Source organism: Microbacterium sp. 22296 (genome assembly GCF_052045385.1).
GTDB lineage: Bacteria > Actinomycetota > Actinomycetes > Actinomycetales > Microbacteriaceae > Microbacterium.
This window is the reverse complement of the sequence record NZ_JBQEOS010000005.1, coordinates 82,613-100,910: the sequence shown is the minus strand read 5'-3', so window position 1 is coordinate 100,910 and position 18,298 is coordinate 82,613. Positions and strand designations below refer to the sequence as shown.

The following is an 18,298-nucleotide window of genomic DNA, read 5'->3' as shown; positions in this document are numbered from 1 at the left end:
CATGCTTGTGGACAACGCCTGGGGATAATGGGCGGTCGCGTTCTCGGTTTGAGTTAACGCCCCTCACGACGTAGCCTTAGTCGGTTGACTTATGCCTATAAGGCAGTCCCGACCCCGTCCCCGGCAGAAGAGCATCGGGCGACACCACCTCCGGAGTGACCCATGAGCAAGCGCACCTTCCAGCCCAACAACCGTCGCCGCGCCAAGAAGCACGGCTTCCGTGCCCGCATGCGCACGCGTGCCGGCCGCGGCATCCTTTCGGCGCGTCGCGCCAAGGGCCGCACCGAGCTCTCGGCCTGACAGACCCGGTGCTCGCGAAGCCGAACCGACTCACCCGCGGATCGGACTACAAAGCCACAGTCCGACGGGGTTCTCGTTGTGCCGGAGCGCACACCGTCACCTACGTCGGATCCTCGGCTGAGACCGATGCACCGCGTTTCGGCTTCATCGTGAGCCGCCAGGTCGGCTCCGCCGTCACACGCAACACCATTCGCCGCCGCCTCAAAGCGGTGTGCGCCGAGGCGCTCCCGTCCATCCGCGGGGGCGCCTCGATCGTCATCCGCGTCCTGCCCTCGGCGGCGGCGGCCGACTACGAGTCGCTCCGCGCAGACGTCGTGCGGTGTCTCGAACGGAAAGCGTCGGCATGAGCGCTTCGACCCTCCCCGCATCGGCCACGGGGTCCGGCCGGCTCACGGCCGGGGCGGCCTTGGCATCCGTTCCACTTCTCCCCCGGAACGCCGGCCTCGCGCTCCTGCATGCCTACCGGTCGACGATCTCGCACGTCTACGGCGACGTGTGCAAGTACTACCCCTCGTGCTCCGCCTACTCGGTGGGCGCCGTGCAGCAGCACGGACTCGTGAAGGGCGTCGCGTTGACCGCCGCCCGTCTCGCACGGTGTCATCCCTGGGCTCAGGGTGGCATCGACGACGTCCGTCCTCACCGGGCCTTCCGCCACGAACTCACTCGGCACGGATTCGTCGTGCCCGCCCGAAAGGACTGATCGTGCAATTCGATCTCATTGGGACCATCCTCTGGCCGCTGAAATGGGCGGTCGAGCTCGTGCTCGTCGGCTGGCACTCGCTCTTCACCGCATTCGGCATGGCGCCCGCGGCCGGCCTGACGTGGGTGCTCTCGATCGTCGGTCTCGTCCTCATCGTGCGCGCTGCGCTGATCCCCCTCTTCGTCAAGCAGATCAAGAGCCAGCGCAAGATGATGGAGATCGCTCCGGAGCTGCGCAAGGTCCAAGAGAAGTACCGCGGGAAGAAGGACCAGCTCTCGCGCGAAGCCATGAGCCGCGAGACGATGGCGCTGTACAAGAAGCACGGCACCACACCTGTCTCCAGCTGTCTGCCGCTGCTCGTGCAGATGCCGATCTTCTTCGCCCTCTTCAGTGTGCTGAACGACGTCGCGAAGCACGCCACGAACAACCAGGGAGGCGTCGGCCTGCTGACGCCCGAGCTGACGCGTGAGTTCTACGACGCCCGCCTGTTCGACGTGGCATCCATGCACGTGAACCTGGTCACGGCCTGGGGTCAGGCCGACGGTCAGATCACCGTCGCGATTCTGCTCACGCTCGTCGTGCTGATGATCGCGTCGCAGTTCTTCACGCAGCTGCAGATCATCTCGAAGAACCTGTCGCCCGAAGCCAAGACCGGTCAGGCGTACCAGATGCAGAAGATCATGCTGTACATCCTGCCGCTGGCCTTCATCTTCTCGGGTGTTTTCTTCCCCCTCGGTGTCGTCATCTACTGGTTCGTCAGCAACCTGTGGACGATGGTCCAGCAGTTCATCGTCATCCGCGAGATGCCCACACCCGGCTCAGACGCAGCGAAGGCGCGCGAGGAGCGGCTGGCACGTAAGGGGAAAGCCATCGATGCGGCCGGCAAGGTCGTTCCGATGGAGAAGTATCAGGCCGAACAGCAGCGTCTGCTCGAGGAGGCCGAGCGCGCACGCGCGGCGGCTCCGAAGCGTCAGCAGCCCGTCGGCAAGCAGCGCGCCAAGAAGCAACAGACCACCAAGAACACCGGTGCCGCGGGCGGAGCCGCCGGCGGTCCCGGATCCGCACCCGCTTCCTGACCTCCGGAGATCCTGATGACGACGTCCGATCAGATTGCCCCCGAGCAGACTGCCGCCACCGAAGAGCAACTCGAACAAGAAGGCGACATCGCCGCCGACTACCTCGAGGGTCTGCTCGACATCGCCGACATCGACGGCGATCTCGCGATGGATGTGCGTGCCGGGCGCGCGTACGTTTCGGTAGAGGCAGACGACGCCGATTCGCTGTCGAGCCTCGCGCACCCCGATACCGTGCAGGCGCTGCAAGAGCTCACCCGTCTCGCTGTGCAGAATGCGACGGGTCGATTCTCGCGACTCATCCTCGACATCGGCGGGTCGCGCGACGCCCGCCAGCGTCAGCTCGAGATGCTCGTCGACCGGGCTATCGCACGACTCGTCGAGGGTGCTTCCCAGGCCTCATTGCCGGCGATGTCGAGCTACGAGCGCAAACTCGTGCACGACATCGCGGCCGACCGCGGTTACGAGTCCGAGTCGTACGGCGAGGGTGCGGACAGACACACCGTTTTGCGCCGGGGCTGATCCGCGGATGCCGGAACAGCTCGAGGCCGAGCCCCTCGCGGCCGCGGACATCTTCGGTGACCGCGTCGACGTCGCGCGAAGATTCACCGCGAATCTGGCGGCGCACGGCGAGGAGCGAGGGCTGATCGGTCCGCTGGAAGTGCCGCGCCTGTGGACGCGACACATCCTGAACAGTGCGATCGCGGCTCCCTTCTTCACAGGAGCGGCGGTGGATGTCGGATCCGGAGCGGGGCTTCCGGGCCTCGTGCTGGCGATCGCGCGCCCCGACGTGGAGTGGACCCTCATCGAGCCGATGGAGCGCCGCACGACGTGGCTGTCGGAGCAGGTTGCCGACCTCGAACTCGATAATGTCAGCGTCGAGCGCATGCGCGGCGAGGAGTGGGCGCGCGGGCGCATCTTCGACGTCGCGACGGCGCGAGCGGTCAGCGCGTTGCGCACTCTCCTCCCCTACACCGCACCTCTCGTGCGCCCGGGTGGCCGGCTCGTGTTCCTGAAGGGCGCGAACGTCGGGCGCGAGATCGATGCTGCGGCCAAGCAGATCCGACACTACGGACTGCAGGACGTGTCGGTGGAGATCGTCGGAGAGGACGTGTTGGAGGAGCCCACGCGGGTCTTCCTGGCCACCGTCGGGCGCTGATTGTCAGGGCATGTGTACATGCTCTTCTGTGCCATTGGTTATCGTCCACTCTGGTCGGATGCCGATGAGTGACGTCGTGTGCTGCGGTGAGCGGCAGCTGCTTCGGTCTTTCCTCTTCCCGTCGACGTCGGAGCTTGAGTCGGAGCTCTGACGTGAGTCACTCGGCTGGTCCTGGGTGACCGTAGGGGACGAACGACGTGTCTCCTTGAGATCTTCGTTGAGACCCACCGTGCCGTAGCTCTCGCGTGAGATGGTTTGACGTCGAACGGTGTGCCGTCGGGGTCCCGCACCGATAGCCGGCGGAGACGGCGTCGTCCGTCGGCGTACGGCCTTGAGGTGGTGACGACTTTCGCTCGTGCCGTCGGACCGAGGTCGCGAGTTCGTGTGCGTTCATGACGTGTGACAGGTCACCCGTGCCCGATGTGGTTCGGGGGCCGGGATTCCACGGTGGGCCGGATGCCGCAGGTTCGGTGGGTGCCTGGCGGGCGGGTCGGTATCGGACGTGACATCGTTCGGCGTCTCTCCGGAGCTGTGACTGACGTTCCGGGCATTTCGTGTCAGCAGAAGTTCTGGCCTCGTGTGTGGCGGGTGGGTCCTCTGACCTCGGCGTCTCCGTTGGTGTGCGGCGCGGGCGGCGACACCGGAGTGGGCGTTCGTATCAGCGATGGAGCTGCGGGGAGAGCCACCACGGCCGTGTACTCCTCCACCCAGTTGCCCGAGTCGGCCGCACGTTCGGCCACCGACTCTCGACGCGATCTCGTAAGTGGGCGTGTTTCACGTGGAACAGATTGCGGCTCTCGATCGGCGCGACGAGTACGGCAGAGCTGGGCGCGGTGCATTGGCCGTCTCGTTCTCACTGTGCCGCCGCACGACAGCCATGGGCGAGGTGCAGTCACGTACGACTCCCCCGCCTCTCGCGGGTGACGGTGAGGACCACGGGTCGTCGGTACGGCGGTGGGCGGTCATTTCTGCCCACGAGCGCAGCACGAAGCGGTGAGTGGGGGCTGAGGGAGTCGTGCCGCGGGGTGACTTGGTCGCCGTGTGCGTTCCCTCCGATGGCCCGTGACGCGGGGTACGCCGAATGTTTCACGTGGAACACTCCGACTGTTGGGTGGGGGTGAGGCCGGGCATCTGAACGTGGCTGGCGTCTCCTCCTTCTCGATGCTCCCCGTCGCAGGGGGGGTCATGGCAGCGAGGGGATACCCGCACTCCACGCGCATTGCGCCTCGACGGTTGACGCGAGGTCCACCGCGCGCGCGTGCGGTCATGAGGAGGTGAGGATGTGCGGCCTGGATTCACACGAAGATGTCTGCATATCGGGAGTCGATCACCTGCCCTCCGACGTGGTTCTGTGGCCATGCTGTCGCACCATTGACTGCTGACCCCGAGGCGATGACCTCAGTTGCTTCGTGATCTCGAAGCTGCGCGAACGGGTGGATGCGATTGAGCAGATGGGTGTGGCGGGTCCTCTGCCGCCGCTCGCGGGGACGATGCTCGAAGATGGAGCCTGAAGGTGGCCACCCGTGGGGCGATGACGTCGTCCCACGGGAGACGCATGGGTGATGTGTCAGCCGCCCGTACCCAAGGCACCGTCTGGATCGTCGCTGGCGGCGGTCCAGTCGGCCCGCGCGGCGACACGTGAGCCGGCTTTGTAGACGGAGGGGAATGCGTGGTCCGTGCGAGAGTCGTGACGCGGGCGGGTCGAGCCTCGGCAACTCGCGGATGTGTTCATAGATCGGTCCCCGCTGTATGCAGCGAGCGTGGTGGTGATGAGGATCTCGTTGGCTGGGCAGAAACCAGTCGCCATCGGCAACGCCCCGAGTCACCGATACCCCATCCAAGGTGAACTGCCAATGTTCCACGTGAAACATCCAACGTCACAAGCTGAGGCTCCACGGTTGCGGGCGGGTGGCCGGCAGTCATGCTCGCATGGCCGACTCGCAACCGGTCCCCAGTCCCCCGATTTGCGTCAGCGAGACGGGTCATACGCCCACTGCACATGCCACGACCGAGGGTGGGCGGACGACGCGCACGGTCGGCAGAATGACGCGATGAGCCCAGCTTCCTGGTCATCAAACACGTCGAAGCGGACGCTGGTGGCGATGCCGATGGCTTTTCGGGGTCCAGGCGTCTGCACGTCGTCACTGTGAGACAGGGGCCTCCGCCGCCGGGCTGCGTGTGCGAAAATGCGCGGGCTCCGGAGCTGTCCGTCAGTACATGGACCACCGCGACCTCCGACAAACATCGCGGTTCGTTCGGGACGCTCTACCCCGCCTACGAGGATGAGGTCTTGTCGAACCCCGGGTGACCGAGTGTCGTCCGCATTGCGGAGCCTTCGCGTTGCATTGCCGCGGCCGACCATCACGTGGAGAAGGATGGGGACCTTGGCCGGTCCGTCCGTTCCCGCCCGGACTACCACGCCCGATGCGCGTACGGCGTTGCACGCGGAACAGCGCGCTTATCCTGCGGGATCGGCGGTCGAGATGCGGCGCCAGATTCAGCATGCGCGGCGACGAGATGAGCTTGTTCCGCACCCCAGCCAGGGACGAGTGGCCTGTTCGGTGAGGGTGCGGGCTCAGCTGCGCCAGGAGGCAGATCGTTCGAGCGCGCGGCGCCCCGGCGTGCAATCTGGCCAGGAAGCGTAAGCCCCTCTCCCGATGTCTCCGTTGGCACGAACCCAGAGACCCGACGACACGAACCACACGTTTCACGTGAAACATCAGCGCACTCGTGAACGGCAGCTTTTCGGGTCTCGTACCTCCCCGACCTCGTTGTCAGCCTGACCACAGCACCCGACCGAGAAGCACTGGAGCGGGCATCTCCGGTGATCGCGGCCTGATGTCTTCGCGCGGGGTGTCGAAGAGCCGGTTGTCGCGCGCACAGAGCGGGCAGGCGTACCGGCTCGCTCCTGGAGTGAGCTTCGGGTCACGGCGTGACTTCCGATACCGGTACGGCCAGATCCCGCGGTGTGAGCTGGTCGATGCGTGAAGCGTGCAGCGGCATCCGTTCATCCCGCTGTTCAATGGCAGGCTGCGACGCGACGTATGTGGCGGAGTTGATGCCCAGGGTGAGGGGCTGCGCCAACGCGGGGAACGCCGTCCGCTGCGTGCTCAACTGCTGCCGGTGCGAACTGATGCCCGATGCGTCCGACGGTGGCGGCTCTGTCCGTCCGCGTCTCCGGCATGCGCTGGGAGCGGCGGTGCGTGTTGCCGCGCATGATGCCGCTCGACGCTGCTGACGTGTGCTGGTGGACACATGCAGCGCAGAGCCTGTGTTTTGGCCTGCAGGCCGCACTGAGTCCGCGGGATGACTTCCGACGAACCGCCGTTCGAATCAGCAGGGCCCGTTGGCGGCGGCTTCTGTCACGCTGGCTCGCCCATCGCTACGTCAGATCTCCGTGTCGTGCCGGACTGTCCAGCGAAACGAAGCCGATCGAGCCCGCTACCCGACCCGCCGGACGCGAGCCCGCGCACCTGGCGGGTTTCTCCTACATTCACGTCTGTCCAACAGCGGCAGGCCAGGACCGGACACGGCGCACGACGCACCGGCGGCGGGTGCGGGCGTGACGCACGACAGGGCCAAACACTGCGGCTCCGCCCGGTGGTCCGTGGACGCGAGAAGGAACGTTCCACGGGTGGCCCCCGAATCGGAGGGCGACCGGTACGTAGATGTCGGTCTGGCAATGTTTCACGTGAAACACCTGACGGCAGGGGGACCGACCGTGACTCGGGGCTCTCCATCAAGCGCACACAGAGGGACGCGAGCATGAGCGCCTGCCCAGCGCACGAGTGAGTCGGGGGTATTGGAACGCGAATGCGGTCTCGCGGATGAGCGGATGACACCCCGCTGCTCCCCGCCCGCGGGCGTGGGTCGGCGGCGAGGAAGCCCCTCCACGACCGGGTACAGGGCACACGTTGCGTGCAGACGGGTTGCACACCAGGCGTCCCCAAGGGTGGAGCGAAAGCCGTTCCGTGCATCCGCCGGACGTCGGGCGATGTCAGGGGCCCCGGGTAGACTGAGCGAGTTCGCGAAGGTGAGAGGTGTTTCACGTGAAACAATCCGGTGAGGCGTCTTCGTCCTTTTCGCTTGACGACTCCCCCATTGCCCGTGAGATCGCAGATCTATCGGCGCGGCGGCGCGCGCTCGAAGGGGCCACCATCAAGCTTTCCGGCCGCACTCGCGTGTTCACGGTATCGAACCAGAAGGGCGGGGTCGGAAAGACCACGACCGCCGTCAACACAGCAGCGGCTCTGGCGTCGGTGGGAGCCCGGGTTCTCGTCGTCGATCTCGACCCGCAGGGTAACGCCTCAACCGCTCTCGGTGTCGCCCACACGGCGGACACGCCGAGCGTTTACGACGTTCTCATCAACGATGTCCCGCTCGTCGACATCATTCAGACGAGCCCGGAGTCCCCTGATCTGCTGTGTGCGCCGAGCACCATACATCTTGCCGGCGCAGAGATCGAGCTCGTCTCCCAGGTAGCCCGCGAGCACCGCCTGCGTGGTGCCCTTCGCGAGTATCTGGCGATCGAGGATAACCATCTCGACTTCGTGATCATCGATTGCCCGCCGTCGCTCGGACTCCTGACGATCAACGCATTCACGGCAGCCGATGAGGTGATGATTCCCATCCAGTGCGAGTACTACGCACTCGAGGGGCTCAGTCAACTGCTCGGCAGTGTCCAGATGATTCAGAAGCACCTCAATCCGAAGCTCCACGTATCGACGATCCTGCTGACGATGTACGACGGCCGCACGCGGCTCGCACAGCAGGTTGCCGAAGAGGTCCGCTCGCATTTCACGGGGGAAGTCCTCAATACGGTCATTCCCCGCTCCGTTCGCGTCTCCGAGGCACCGAGCTTCGGGCAGACGGTCATCGCGTACGATGGCCAGTCGGCGGGCGCCATCGCCTACCGCGAAGCCGCGGTCGAAATCGTCGCTCGCGACACCACCGAAAAGGATTCCTGATGGCTAAGAGGACCGGACTGGGTCGTGGCATCGGTGCGCTGATCCCCACCGCCGAACCGACGGAGGCGCGCCCCGTCGACGTATTCTTCCCGGGTGCATCAGCGTCCGACAAGGCGAAGAAGTCACCGTCGACGACGGACCCTGGAACGAGCGCTGACGCACAACTCGTTTCCGTTCCGGGTGCACGCCTCATCCACGTAGACCCGGCGTCGATTGTCCCGAACCCTCGTCAGCCCCGAACGCACTTCGATTCGGATGACCTCGCCGAACTGGTGCACTCCGTCCGCGAGTTCGGCGTGCTTCAGCCTGTCGTCGTTCGTGACAAGGGCGATGGAACGTACGAGCTCATCATGGGTGAGCGGCGGACGCGCGCGTCGCGCGAAGCCGGACTCACTACGATCCCCGCGGTCGTTCGTGAGACCGATGACGAGTACCTGCTTCGGGACGCACTCCTCGAGAACCTGCACCGGTCTCAGCTCAATCCCCTCGAGGAAGCATCGGCCTACCAGCAGCTGCTCGAAGATTTCGGCATCACGCAGGAGGAGCTGGCAACGCGGATCGGGCGTTCGCGTCCACAGATCAGTAACACCATCCGTCTTCTCAAGCTGCCGGTCCCCGTACAACAGCGTGTTGCCGCAGGTGTCCTCAGCGCGGGACACGCTCGCGCGATTCTCTCGCTCGACGACCCGCGCGAGATGCAGAAGCTCGCGGACAAGATCGTGAATGAAGACCTGTCGGTGCGCGCGGCCGAGGCCGCGGCGAAAATGCCCGGTGTGGTTCCCGTTCGCCAGAAGCCGAAGGCCGGCGCTCGTCAGGCGGGACTCGACCAGATCGCCGACAGGCTGGGTGACCGATTCGACACCAAGGTGCGCGTGTCGCTGACTGCAAAAAAAGGCCAGATCAGCATTGATTTCGCTTCTATCCAGGATCTGAATCGCATCCTTTCGACCCTGGGCGAAGACGGCTATACCGGCTGAGCGTCCTCAGACCAGGATCAGTCTCGAGACGAGGGATGCGATCGCGGGCCTCGGTGTCGGCGGCCCGACGTACGCTGGAATGGTGACAGCGAACGACGACACCCTGCGCCGCCGCGCCAGCCTCGAGCTGCTGCGCGCGGAGGCGTCCGACGAGTTGGCCGTGCTCATCCACGAGCGTCTGCGCGGCGGCGAAGACCCGTGGGACTTCATGGAGGATCTGCCGAGCGTGGACGAGCTCGTCGTGCTCACGCTCCGCGCGGAGAACATCGCGGAGAACGGCGGACGGCGACCCAACCGCTCGCGCAACTACCGCGTGCTGCGTCAGATCTCGCTCGACTATCCGCCCCTCACACGCGCCGTGTGGCGCATCCTGGGCGACGAAGAGCCGCATCGCCGCTGGGACGCCAGCGTGCGTCTCGACGCGTCCTGAGGGGCTCTCAGCACGCCACACCGATCGACACGACCCCGTACACGGCGAGGGGCTCGACGTGCCCGTTTGATCGCGGGGGTCGCGGCATCCGGAACCCGGTCCTGTCGTTGACGAAGCGACCCTCTGCGCCCACGCCGTCCGGCCGATCCCCGGCAACGCGAAAGCCCCGCGTCCGTGAGGAGGCGGGGCTTCCGTGCAGAACATCTCAGCCGAGGTAGGGAGCGAGATCCTGTTCCAGCGCGAACTTGGGCTTCGCGCCGATGATCGTCGTCTTGACCTCGCCGCCCTGGAACACCTTCATCGCGGGAATCGAGGTGATCTGATACTTCATCGCGAGGTCGGGGTTCTCGTCGACGTTCAGCTTGAGGACCGTGATCTTGCCCGCATTCTCGGTCTGGATCTCATCGAGGACGGGAGCGACCATGCGACACGGACCGCACCACTCGGCCCAGAAGTCCACGAGCACGGGTCCGTCAGCCTGCAGGACGTCCTGCTCGAACGTGGCGGAGGTCGTCGCCTTGGCAGTCATTGCATATCTCCTTAGATGAAAGCTTCAGTGAGTGAAAACGCCGGTGAGCGCGGATTTGTTCCTCAGACGACCGCGACGTCGGGAAGGCCGCCGATGGGGCTCTCCGAGACTGCGGGTTCGCCGGCCTCACCGCGTGCGGCGAGGAAGTGCTCGACGTCGAGGGCGGCCACCGTCCCGCTGCCCGCGGCGGTGATCGCCTGGCGATACGTCGGGTCGATCACGTCGCCGGCGGCGAAGACGCCGGCGACGGACGTGCGCGACGAACGTCCGTCGACCCAGATGGTGCCCTGGTCGGTGAGCTGCAGCTTGTCGTGCACCAGGTGGGTGCGCGGGTCATTGCCGATGGCGACGAACAACCCGTCGAGGGGCAGCTCACGCGTCGTGTCGTCGACGGTCGAACGCAGACGCACGCCGTTGACGGCGTCGTCACCGAGGATCTCGTCGACGGCGCTGTTCCAGATGAACTCGATCTTGGGGTTCGCGAACGCGCGCTCCTGCATGATCTTGGACGCGCGCAGCGAGTCCTTGCGGTGGATCACGTAGACCTTCGATGCGAACTTCGTCAGGAAGTTCGCTTCTTCCATCGCCGAGTCGCCGCCGCCGACGACGGCGATCGTACGGTCGCGGAAGAAGAACCCGTCGCACGTGGCACACCAGGAGACACCGCGACCCGAGAGGCGCTCTTCGCCCTCGAGCCCGAGCTTGCGGTAGGCCGAGCCGGTGGCGTAGATGACCGAGACGGCCTCCTCGACCTTGCCGCTGCCGAGCGTGACCGTCTTGACGGGGCCCTCGAGGTCGAGCGACACGACGTCGTCGTAGAGCACCTGAGCGCCGAAACGCTCGGCCTGCGCCTGCATTTTGGCCATGAGGTCGGGCCCCTGGATGCCGTCGGGGAACCCGGGGAAGTTCTCGACCTCGGTCGTGTTCATGAGGTCACCGCCGGCTTCGACGGAGCTTGCGACGACGAGGGGCTCGAGGTTGGCTCGGGCAGCGTAGATGGCGGCGGTGTAGCCGGCCGGGCCCGACCCGATGATGATGACGTGACGCACGTTTGCGCCTTCCTCTCGTTGATTCCGTCGGATGAAACCCATGGTAGCCGCGGGGTATTCCACGACCGCAGGGCTAGCGCTTGGGGAGGAACCGTCGACCCAGCGCGACGGCCGGTTCGAGTTCCGGCGTACGAAGAAGGGCCAGGATGCCGATGTAGACGGCCAGGACGACCGATCCGACCAGCGCGGCTCCCAGGGCGCCCGACACCACCGACGCCGACAGCCAGCCCTCGGGACCGCCGCACAGCACCACGACGCCCCAGCCCGCAGCGGCAGCCGGGATGGCGACGAGGACGAACCGCGCGAGCGGGGTCAGCCAGGCGCGGACACCGATACCCCCCAGGCGCCGATGCAGGATCGCTGTGGCGATCACCACCTGAACGACGCTCGCGAGGGACTGACCCAGAGCGACCCCCGCCGCCAGCTGCGCGAGGGGAAGGGTTCCGGCACCCACGGCGGCCCCGGCGATCAGGGCCGTCACCGCGACCAGAACGCCCTGGGCGAGGGTGAAGAAGAACGGCGTCCGCGTGTCGTTGTAGGCGTAGAAGGTGCGCTGGATGACGAAGAGCACGGCCAGTGGGAGCAGACAGACGAGGAAGCACAGCAGGACGGGGGCGGCGGCGAGCGCCTCGTCGGAGCTGTTGGTGAAGACGCGCGTCGCCGGCACCGCGGCGACGGCCAGCGCGGCGGTGGCGACGACGATGAACAGTCCGAGGACGCGGATGCTGCGGACGATGTCCGACTTCACCTCATCGTGGCGCCCGGCTGCGGCGTGCTCGCTGAGCTGGGTGAAGTACGGCGTCCCGATCGACAGCACGATGATCGAGTACGGCAGCATGAACACCAGCCACGCGTTCTGTGTGGCGATGATCGCGGGTCCGGTTCCCGAGGCGCCGGACAGCACCCGGGTCTGCACGATTCCGGCCAGCTGTCCCACGATGACCATGAGGAACGTCCAGCCGGCCAGCCGTCCGATGTGGCGAAGGCCCACGCCCCGCCAGTGGAAGTCGGGACGCAGCTGCAGACCGGCCCGCCGCCAGAACACCAGCAGGACGACGGTCTGCAAGACGATGCCGCCGGTGGCGACGCCGCCGAGCAGCCCGATCATCGTTGGTGTCCACTGCAGGACGTCGGGGCTCGGCCCTCCGAACAGCAACAGGAAGATGCCGAAGCCGACGATGGAGACGACGTTGTTGACGATGGGTGCCCACGTGTACGGGCCGAACACTTTGCGTGCGTTGAGGATCTCGCCCAGCAGCGCATAGAGGCCGTAGAAGAAGATCTGCGGCAGGCACCAGTAGGCGAACGCGGTGGCGAGAGCGATCTGATCGGGCTCGACCTTGGCGGGGTCGATGTAGACGGTGACGATCAGCGGAGCGGCGATCATCGCGAGGGCGGTCGTCGCGAGCAGGATCACCGTGCCCAGCGTGAAGAGTTTGGAGACGAAGGCGCGGCCCCCGTCGGCATGCGCGGCGGCCTTGACGATCTGCGGGACGATCACCGCCGTGAGCACCCCGGTCGAGATGACCGTGTAGATGTTGTTCGGCAGCTGGTTGGCGAGACCGAAGGCGTCGCCCGCGGCGCTGCCCACCGACCCGACGATCGCGACGAGCACGACGATGCGCAGCAACCCGCTCACGCGGGAGACGATCGTCCCCGCCCCGATGAGCACACTCGCCCGTCCGATACTGCTCACGGGCGGATCTCCTGTTCGTCGGGTGCGGTCTCGTCCGCGGACTCGGCGGGGCTGCGCCCGTCGTCGTCCGGACCCTTCGCTCCGATGCCGTCGACGGGGCCGTCGGCATCCGGAGTCGGGGCGGAATCCTCTTCGGCGCGTGTGCGACGGCGACGCGCGACGGTCCGGACAACGCCGAGGCCGAGGAAGCCGACCACGAGCACGACGATGACGATCAGCCCGATGCTCTCCCACTCGGCGCGCACCTCGACGTCGACCCGCTGCGGGGCGCCGATCGGCTGGTCGGTGGGGCTGTAGAGCTGCAGGGCGACGCTGACCTCGCCGTTGGCGATACGCGCCTCGACGGGGACCTCGACGCGGGTGTTGGCCGCGGCCTGCGCCTCGACCGTGGTGCGGTCCTGCACGCGCAGACGCGCATCGTTCGGGCTCACGTCGAGGACCACCGTGACGGGCCACGGCAGGTCGTTGCGCACCCAGGGCCGCAGCGGGGCGCTGGAGCTGACCAGGCGGAAGTCGGAGGACAGGATGCCGACGGAGTCCAGCGTGGTCTGCGTGCCGGAGCGGTGGTCTGCCACGGCCTGACGGGCGGGATCGCCCGTCCACGAGACGTTGATGACCTGCAGCATCTCGGCGCGCTCGCGGCCGGTGAGCAGCTCGGGTTGATCGAGGATCGTCGCGAAACGGTCGACCGACTGCTCGTCGGAGAGGAGATCGCCCACCTCGGCGGCCCGTGTCGGATCGACCGCGGGCGCGGCGAGGGAGATCTCGGATGCCGAGCGGCCCGAGATCTCGGCGAGGGTCGATGTCGCGAACCCCGGCGCAGACGACAGCAGGCCGAGCGTGGCGCGCAGGCTCCCGCGGGAGCGATCGGTGCCGCGGTCGAGCACGGCGAGCACCGGCTGATCGCCGGCGGAGCTGCGCGCGACGGCGAGGTACGCCTGCGCCGCGGCCAGGGACGCACTGCGGCGCGTGGCGTCGTTCTGGCCGGCCGCGGTCGCGAGCACCCGCGACACCTCCGCGTCGTACACCGGGGTCGAGATGCCCGCGGTGGTGGCGGCCGCGACGCGCGAACCGCCCGAAACGCTCGTCGAAGCGATGAGGACGCGAGCGGGGGCCTCAGGGGTTCCGAGCGCGCCGAGCGCCGCCACCGTCTCGGGCCCCGCCGACCCCGTGGCCGGCCAGAAGACGTTCGACGTCGACGAACCGATGTCGAGCAGCGTCGACAGCGACGGATAGCTCGGCTGTCCCGGACTCGCGGACGGGAGCGGTTCCGGAGTCGAGACCGCGGGCACCGCAGCCGACGAGCCGGTGAAATCGGCCTCCGTCATATAGGACTGCAGCGATGTCGGGCCCAAGGGGGCGCTCAGTCCGGCCTGCAGCTGGGCAGCGATGTCGGCGTCGCCGAACTGCAGCGCGAACCTGTCGTTCGGCAGGGCGAGCAGGCGCTGCAGCCAGGCCACCGCGGTGGGCGGGGCAGCGGAGCCGAGGACGCGGATCGCCGCCGGTATCGCCGGGTCGACGGCGAGGGTCGCGGCGGTACCGTCGACGGCGTCGAGCTGGGCCGACAGCGCTCCGTCGACCGCCGTCAGCTCCGCCAGCTCGTTGCCCGTCAGCAGCCCCCGTGTGAGGGGGGCGGCGGTGATGGGCACCACGAGAGCGATCGGGGTGGTCGGCCCGTCGGACGGCACGACGACGACGCTCGGGGCCGTCAGGCCCGCCGCCGACACGAGCACCGGGTAGATCCCGGCACCGCGGGCGGCGAGGGTCGGATCGGTCGCGGGGACGGTCAGCGTGATCGAGCTCTGCGCGCCGGAGGCGGTGGCATCCACCGTTCCCGTCGCCAGCTGCTGCAACGACTGTCCTGACGCATCGCCGCCGAGCCAGCGGTCGAGAGCGGCGTCGTCACCCAGGGATGTCGAGCCGATGGAGAGGGCGACCGGGACCGCGGCGGAGGCGGAGGATCCCGCCGACAGCGTGACGACGACCGACAGCGGGTCTCCGGGGCGCAGGATGCCGTTCGCACCCGGGGCGGCCGACAACGCCGAGGCGACGGTCGTGGTCGTCGGCGAAGGCTCGGGGGTCGCGGCGGACGCGGCGGACGCGGCAGCTGACGGCAGCGTCACACCGAGGGCCAGGGCGCCGGCGGCGAGGGTCGCCAGCAGCCGGCGCGCGAGGGGGCGCCGCGGCACGGGTGAGCCCGAAGGCGGGGAAGTCACGGTCATACGAGCGTCGGTGGCACGAGGGGGACTCGCACCGCGACGAGTCTAGGCCCGCGTGCCTTGAAGCCCCCCGATAGCCTCGCGCAGACGCTTGAATGGACCGGTGCTCCCCGAACCCGACCTCCGCCTCTGTCAGGCGCTCGCCGCTGATCTCCGTGCCGCTGACTACACCAGCGCCAGTCTCCGCGAGGCCTGGGGCGCGCAAGCGGATGACGCCGTCGCCCGGGGCCTGCGCCGCCCGGCCGAGCGCGCGCTCGGCGGCCGTGACGACGCGCTCGCCGTGATGGGGCGTCTGTGGGGACTCGGTCTCCCCGCGGATCGCGCGCGGGTGGCTTCGGCTCTGCCGTCGTTGGGGATCGACGGAGCGGCCGCTCTGGGCCTGGTTCGCGTCGAGGACGATGAGGTGCACCCCGCAGCGGTCGTGCGGCCGCAGGCGTTCTCGGACGACGCGGGGGAGGTCGAGTGGTGGATCGCGAGCGACCTCGACGAGGCGGCGCTCGAGGGTCCCCTCCCCGAGGACCACGTCCTGGGTGTCGGTGGAGCCTCGCAGACCCTGGCCCGCCTCCAGGTGACCCGTGGCGCGCGGACCGCCCTGGACATCGGGACCGGGTGCGGCATCCAGGCCCTCCGCCTCCGCCGGCTCGTGGAGCACGTCGTCGCCACCGACGTCTCCGAGCGGGCGCTGCGGTTCACGCGGCTGAACGCGCAGCTCAACGACGTCGAGGGGATCGAGACGCGGCTCGGCTCGCTCTTCGACCCCGTCGCGGGCGAGACGTTCGACCGGGTGGCATCCAATCCCCCGTTCGTCATCACGCCCCGTGTCGAGGGGGTGCCGGCGTACGAGTACCGCGACGGCGGGATGGAGGGCGATTCGCTGGTGGAGGCCGTCGTCGCCGGTGTCGGTCCGCACCTCCCCCCCGGCGGCGTCGCACAGATGCTGGGCAACTGGGAGTACCGCGAGGGGGAGTCGGGACTCGACCGCGTCCGCTCGTGGGTGGGCGACGAGATGGATGCCTGGGTGATCGAGCGCGAGGTGCTCGACCCGCTCGCGTACGCGGAGCTGTGGGTGCGCGACGGCGGCACGGTTCCGGGAACGACGGCGCACGGACGTCTGATCGATGCGTGGCTCGACGATTTCGCCCATCGCGGTGTGACCGGCGTCGGCTTCGGATACCTGTTGCTGCGCAAGCCCCTCGCCGGCGGCCCGACCCTGGCGCGGTACGAGCGCGTCGCCGGGGGCGGGGAAGCCGCATTCGGACCGCACCTCGCCGACTGCCTCGCCGCGCACGACCGTGCGGCCCTGCTCGACGACGACGACCTCGCGGCGAGCGTGCTGCGGGTGGCGCCGGACGTCACGGAGGCGCGTCATCACCGTCCGGGTGAGGGGGACCCGACGGTCATCGAGCTGCATCAGGGCGGTGGCTTCGCGCGGCGGATCGAGGTCGACCCGGCCCTGGCGGCGCTCGTGGGCGCGTGCGACGGCGATCTGACGGTCGGGGTGCTCATCGACGCCATCGCCCAGTTGATGGAGGTGGATGCCGCGCACCTCCGCGCCGATCTGCTGCCACGGGTGCGCGAGTTGCTCGTGACGGGGTTCGTCTCGTTCGCCGACTGAGGCGCGACGTCGGGGTCGCGTGTCGCGCGAGTGTCCACGAAACCCGGACGTGGATGCCGTGGCATCCGGATGTTGTGGACACTCGATGAGGCTGCCGACAGGCGCGGGGACGCTGTCGACAGCCCCGGATAGGCTCGAAGACATGCTGAATATGGCCGAGGGTCTCGCGCGCCTCGAGGAGCTCGCCGCGCACCCCGTCGTCGCCACCGTCGCCCGTGCCTTCGCCGACGCCGGCCGTGATCTCGCGATCGTCGGCGGTCCCGTCCGCGACGCGCTGCTGGGCCGCACCACGCACGACTTCGACTTCACCACCGACGCCCGCCCCGAAGAGATCCTCGCGCTGATCAAGCCCGTCTCGTCCGTCCAGTGGGACGTCGGCCGCGCTTTCGGAACCATCGGCGCGCGCGTCAAGGGCGAGCAGGTCGAGATCACCACCTACCGCGCCGACAGCTACGACGGGGTCACGCGCAAACCCACGGTGGAGTTCGGTGACACCCTCGAGGCCGACCTCAGTCGCCGCGACTTCACCGTCAACGCGATGGCGCTCCGCGTGCCCGCGCGCACGCTCGTCGACCCGACCGGCGGCGTCGAGGACCTGATCGCGGGGCGTCTGCGCACACCCATCGACCCCGCTGTGAGCTTCGGCGACGATCCGCTGCGCATGCTGCGCGCGGCCCGGTTCGCCTCGCAGCTCGACTTCGCCGTCGACCGCGGAACCCTCGATGCGGTCGCCGAGCTACGGGCGTCGCTCGAGATCGTCAGCCCCGAGCGCGTGCAGGCGGAGCTCGTGCGCCTGCTGCAGACCGACGACCCGGTCCGCGGCCTCCGCGTACTCGTCGAGACGGGCCTGATCGACGAGTTCCTGCCCGAAGTGCCCGCTCTGCGCCTCGAGGTCGACGAGCACCACCACCACAAGGACGTCTACGAGCACTCCCTCACCGTGCTGCGTCAGGCGATCGCCCTCGAGAAGAGCCGGCATCCGGACGCCGCTCCGGATGTGCCTCTTCGGCTCGCCGCCCTCCTGCACGACATCGGCAAGCCCGCGACGCGACGCCTCGAGCCGGGCGGGGGCGTGACGTTCCACCACCACGACGTCAAGGGCGCGCGCCTGGCCCGCAAGCGCCTGCAGGCGCTGCGTTTCGACGCCGCGACCACCACCGTCGTCACGCGGCTCGTCGAGCTGCACCTGCGGTTCTTCGGCTACGCCGAGGGGGCGTGGACGGATGCCGCGGTGCGCCGCTACGTCCGCGACGCCGGGGCCGAACTGGAGCGCCTGCACATCCTCACCCGCGCCGATGTGACCACCCGCAACAAGCGCAAGGCGCAGCGACTGGCATCCGCGTACGACGACATCGAGGCGCGCATCTCCGCCCTCCGCGAGCAGGAGGAGATCGACTCGATCCGCCCCGAGCTCGACGGCAACCGCATCCAGGAGGTGCTCGGGCTCACGCCCGGACGCGAGGTGGGTGAGGCGTACCGGTTCCTGCTCGACCTGCGGCTCGACGAGGGCGTGGTCGGCGAGGACGAGGCGGAGAAGCGCCTGCGCGAGTGGTGGGCAGCGCGGGGCTGACCGCATATGCCGTC

At 68.2% G+C, this 18,298-nt stretch carries 16 protein-coding genes; 11 read left to right on the top strand and 5 right to left on the bottom strand.

The features are described 5' to 3' along the window. The first annotated feature begins 162 nt into the window (after window positions 1-162). From rpmH to rsmG, 6 genes are read left to right on the top strand one after another with little or no spacing between them, the layout of a single operon-like run. The gene (gene rpmH, locus ACTJJP_RS11665) at window positions 163-300 is read left to right on the top strand and encodes a 50S ribosomal protein L34 (RefSeq protein ID WP_055952712.1); all 138 of its coding nucleotides are present in this window, start codon (window positions 163-165) and stop codon (window positions 298-300) included. An 8-nt stretch (window positions 301-308) separates the two neighbouring features. Then, window positions 309-647: a ribonuclease P protein component gene (rnpA, locus tag ACTJJP_RS11660; protein ID WP_440775177.1), complete on the top strand. Its 339-nt coding sequence runs from the start codon at window positions 309-311 to the stop codon at window positions 645-647. Next, window positions 644-1,000, top strand: a complete 357-nt coding sequence (gene yidD / locus ACTJJP_RS11655; protein ID WP_440775176.1) for a membrane protein insertion efficiency factor YidD — start codon at window positions 644-646, stop codon at window positions 998-1,000. Before rnpA ends, yidD begins: the two co-directional genes overlap by 4 nt. Window positions 1,001-1,002: 2 nt before the next feature. Further along, complete coding sequence (yidC, locus tag ACTJJP_RS11650; protein ID WP_440775175.1) at window positions 1,003-2,076, top strand: membrane protein insertase YidC; 1,074 nt, start codon at window positions 1,003-1,005, stop codon at window positions 2,074-2,076. Window positions 2,077-2,091: 15 nt separating this feature from the next. Further along, complete coding sequence (locus ACTJJP_RS11645) at window positions 2,092-2,595, top strand: Jag family protein (protein ID WP_440775174.1); 504 nt, start codon at window positions 2,092-2,094, stop codon at window positions 2,593-2,595. Window positions 2,596-2,602: 7 nt separating this feature from the next. After that, complete coding sequence (rsmG, locus tag ACTJJP_RS11640; protein WP_440775173.1) at window positions 2,603-3,232, top strand: 16S rRNA (guanine(527)-N(7))-methyltransferase RsmG; 630 nt, start codon at window positions 2,603-2,605, stop codon at window positions 3,230-3,232. 557 nt (window positions 3,233-3,789) lie between these two features. Here the strand turns inward: rsmG and ACTJJP_RS11635 are convergent. Next, window positions 3,790-3,972 (bottom strand): hypothetical protein, encoded by a 183-nt coding sequence (locus tag ACTJJP_RS11635; protein WP_440775172.1) that lies wholly within the window; start codon window positions 3,970-3,972, stop codon window positions 3,790-3,792. A gap of 3,300 nt (window positions 3,973-7,272) precedes the next feature. Here ACTJJP_RS11635 and ACTJJP_RS11630 point away from each other — a divergent pair. The 3 genes from ACTJJP_RS11630 (at window position 7,273) to ACTJJP_RS11620 (ending at window position 9,606) form a co-directional block, all read left to right on the top strand. After that, window positions 7,273-8,199, top strand: coding sequence for a ParA family protein (locus ACTJJP_RS11630; protein WP_440775171.1), 927 nt, complete (start codon window positions 7,273-7,275; stop codon window positions 8,197-8,199). Next, window positions 8,199-9,176, top strand: a complete 978-nt coding sequence (locus tag ACTJJP_RS11625; RefSeq protein WP_440775170.1) for a ParB/RepB/Spo0J family partition protein — start codon at window positions 8,199-8,201, stop codon at window positions 9,174-9,176. Before ACTJJP_RS11630 ends, ACTJJP_RS11625 begins: the two co-directional genes overlap by 1 nt. An 82-nt stretch (window positions 9,177-9,258) precedes the next feature. After that, window positions 9,259-9,606, top strand: a complete 348-nt coding sequence (locus ACTJJP_RS11620) for a tryptophan synthase subunit alpha (protein ID WP_440775169.1) — start codon at window positions 9,259-9,261, stop codon at window positions 9,604-9,606. A 205-nt stretch (window positions 9,607-9,811) separates the two neighbouring features. On the opposite strand, the gene trxA is transcribed toward ACTJJP_RS11620, so the two are convergent. The 4 genes from trxA to ACTJJP_RS11600 all read right to left on the bottom strand — a co-directional run bounded on the left by trxA (window position 9,812) and on the right by ACTJJP_RS11600 (window position 15,096). Then, window positions 9,812-10,135 (bottom strand): thioredoxin, encoded by a 324-nt coding sequence (gene trxA / locus ACTJJP_RS11615; RefSeq protein WP_440775168.1) that lies wholly within the window; start codon window positions 10,133-10,135, stop codon window positions 9,812-9,814. Between the two features lie 62 nt (window positions 10,136-10,197). Continuing rightward, the gene (trxB, locus tag ACTJJP_RS11610; RefSeq protein ID WP_440775167.1) at window positions 10,198-11,184 is read right to left on the bottom strand and encodes a thioredoxin-disulfide reductase; all 987 of its coding nucleotides are present in this window, start codon (window positions 11,182-11,184) and stop codon (window positions 10,198-10,200) included. A 73-nt stretch (window positions 11,185-11,257) separates the two neighbouring features. Next, entirely contained in the window at window positions 11,258-12,880 is a 1,623-nt protein-coding gene (gene murJ / locus ACTJJP_RS11605) for a murein biosynthesis integral membrane protein MurJ (RefSeq protein WP_440775166.1), read from the bottom strand. Then, window positions 12,877-15,096, bottom strand: coding sequence for a DUF6049 family protein (locus tag ACTJJP_RS11600; RefSeq protein WP_440775165.1), 2,220 nt, complete (start codon window positions 15,094-15,096; stop codon window positions 12,877-12,879). Before ACTJJP_RS11600 ends, murJ begins: the two co-directional genes overlap by 4 nt. Before the next feature lie 106 nt (window positions 15,097-15,202). On the opposite strand from ACTJJP_RS11600, the gene ACTJJP_RS11595 reads away from it, so the two are divergent. Both ACTJJP_RS11595 and ACTJJP_RS11590 read left to right on the top strand, forming a co-directional pair. Then, window positions 15,203-16,714, top strand: coding sequence for a DUF7059 domain-containing protein (locus tag ACTJJP_RS11595; RefSeq protein WP_440775164.1), 1,512 nt, complete (start codon window positions 15,203-15,205; stop codon window positions 16,712-16,714). A 142-nt stretch (window positions 16,715-16,856) separates the two neighbouring features. Beyond that, window positions 16,857-18,284, top strand: a complete 1,428-nt coding sequence (locus ACTJJP_RS11590; protein WP_440775163.1) for a CCA tRNA nucleotidyltransferase — start codon at window positions 16,857-16,859, stop codon at window positions 18,282-18,284. Window positions 18,285-18,298 lie beyond the last annotated feature (14 nt).

Coding starts and splice junctions, on each gene's coding strand:
- rpmH (WP_055952712.1), top strand. CDS start 163: ATGAGCAAGCGCACCTTCCAGCCCAACAACCGTCGCCGCGCCAAGAAG.
- yidD (WP_440775176.1), top strand. CDS start 644: ATGAGCGCTTCGACCCTCCCCGCATCGGCCACGGGGTCCGGCCGGCTC.
- ACTJJP_RS11645 (WP_440775174.1), top strand. CDS start 2,092: ATGACGACGTCCGATCAGATTGCCCCCGAGCAGACTGCCGCCACCGAA.
- rsmG (WP_440775173.1), top strand. CDS start 2,603: ATGCCGGAACAGCTCGAGGCCGAGCCCCTCGCGGCCGCGGACATCTTC.
- ACTJJP_RS11625 (WP_440775170.1), top strand. CDS start 8,199: ATGGCTAAGAGGACCGGACTGGGTCGTGGCATCGGTGCGCTGATCCCC.
- trxA (WP_440775168.1), bottom strand. CDS start 10,135: ATGACTGCCAAGGCGACGACCTCCGCCACGTTCGAGCAGGACGTCCTG.
- ACTJJP_RS11590 (WP_440775163.1), top strand. CDS start 16,857: ATGCTGAATATGGCCGAGGGTCTCGCGCGCCTCGAGGAGCTCGCCGCG.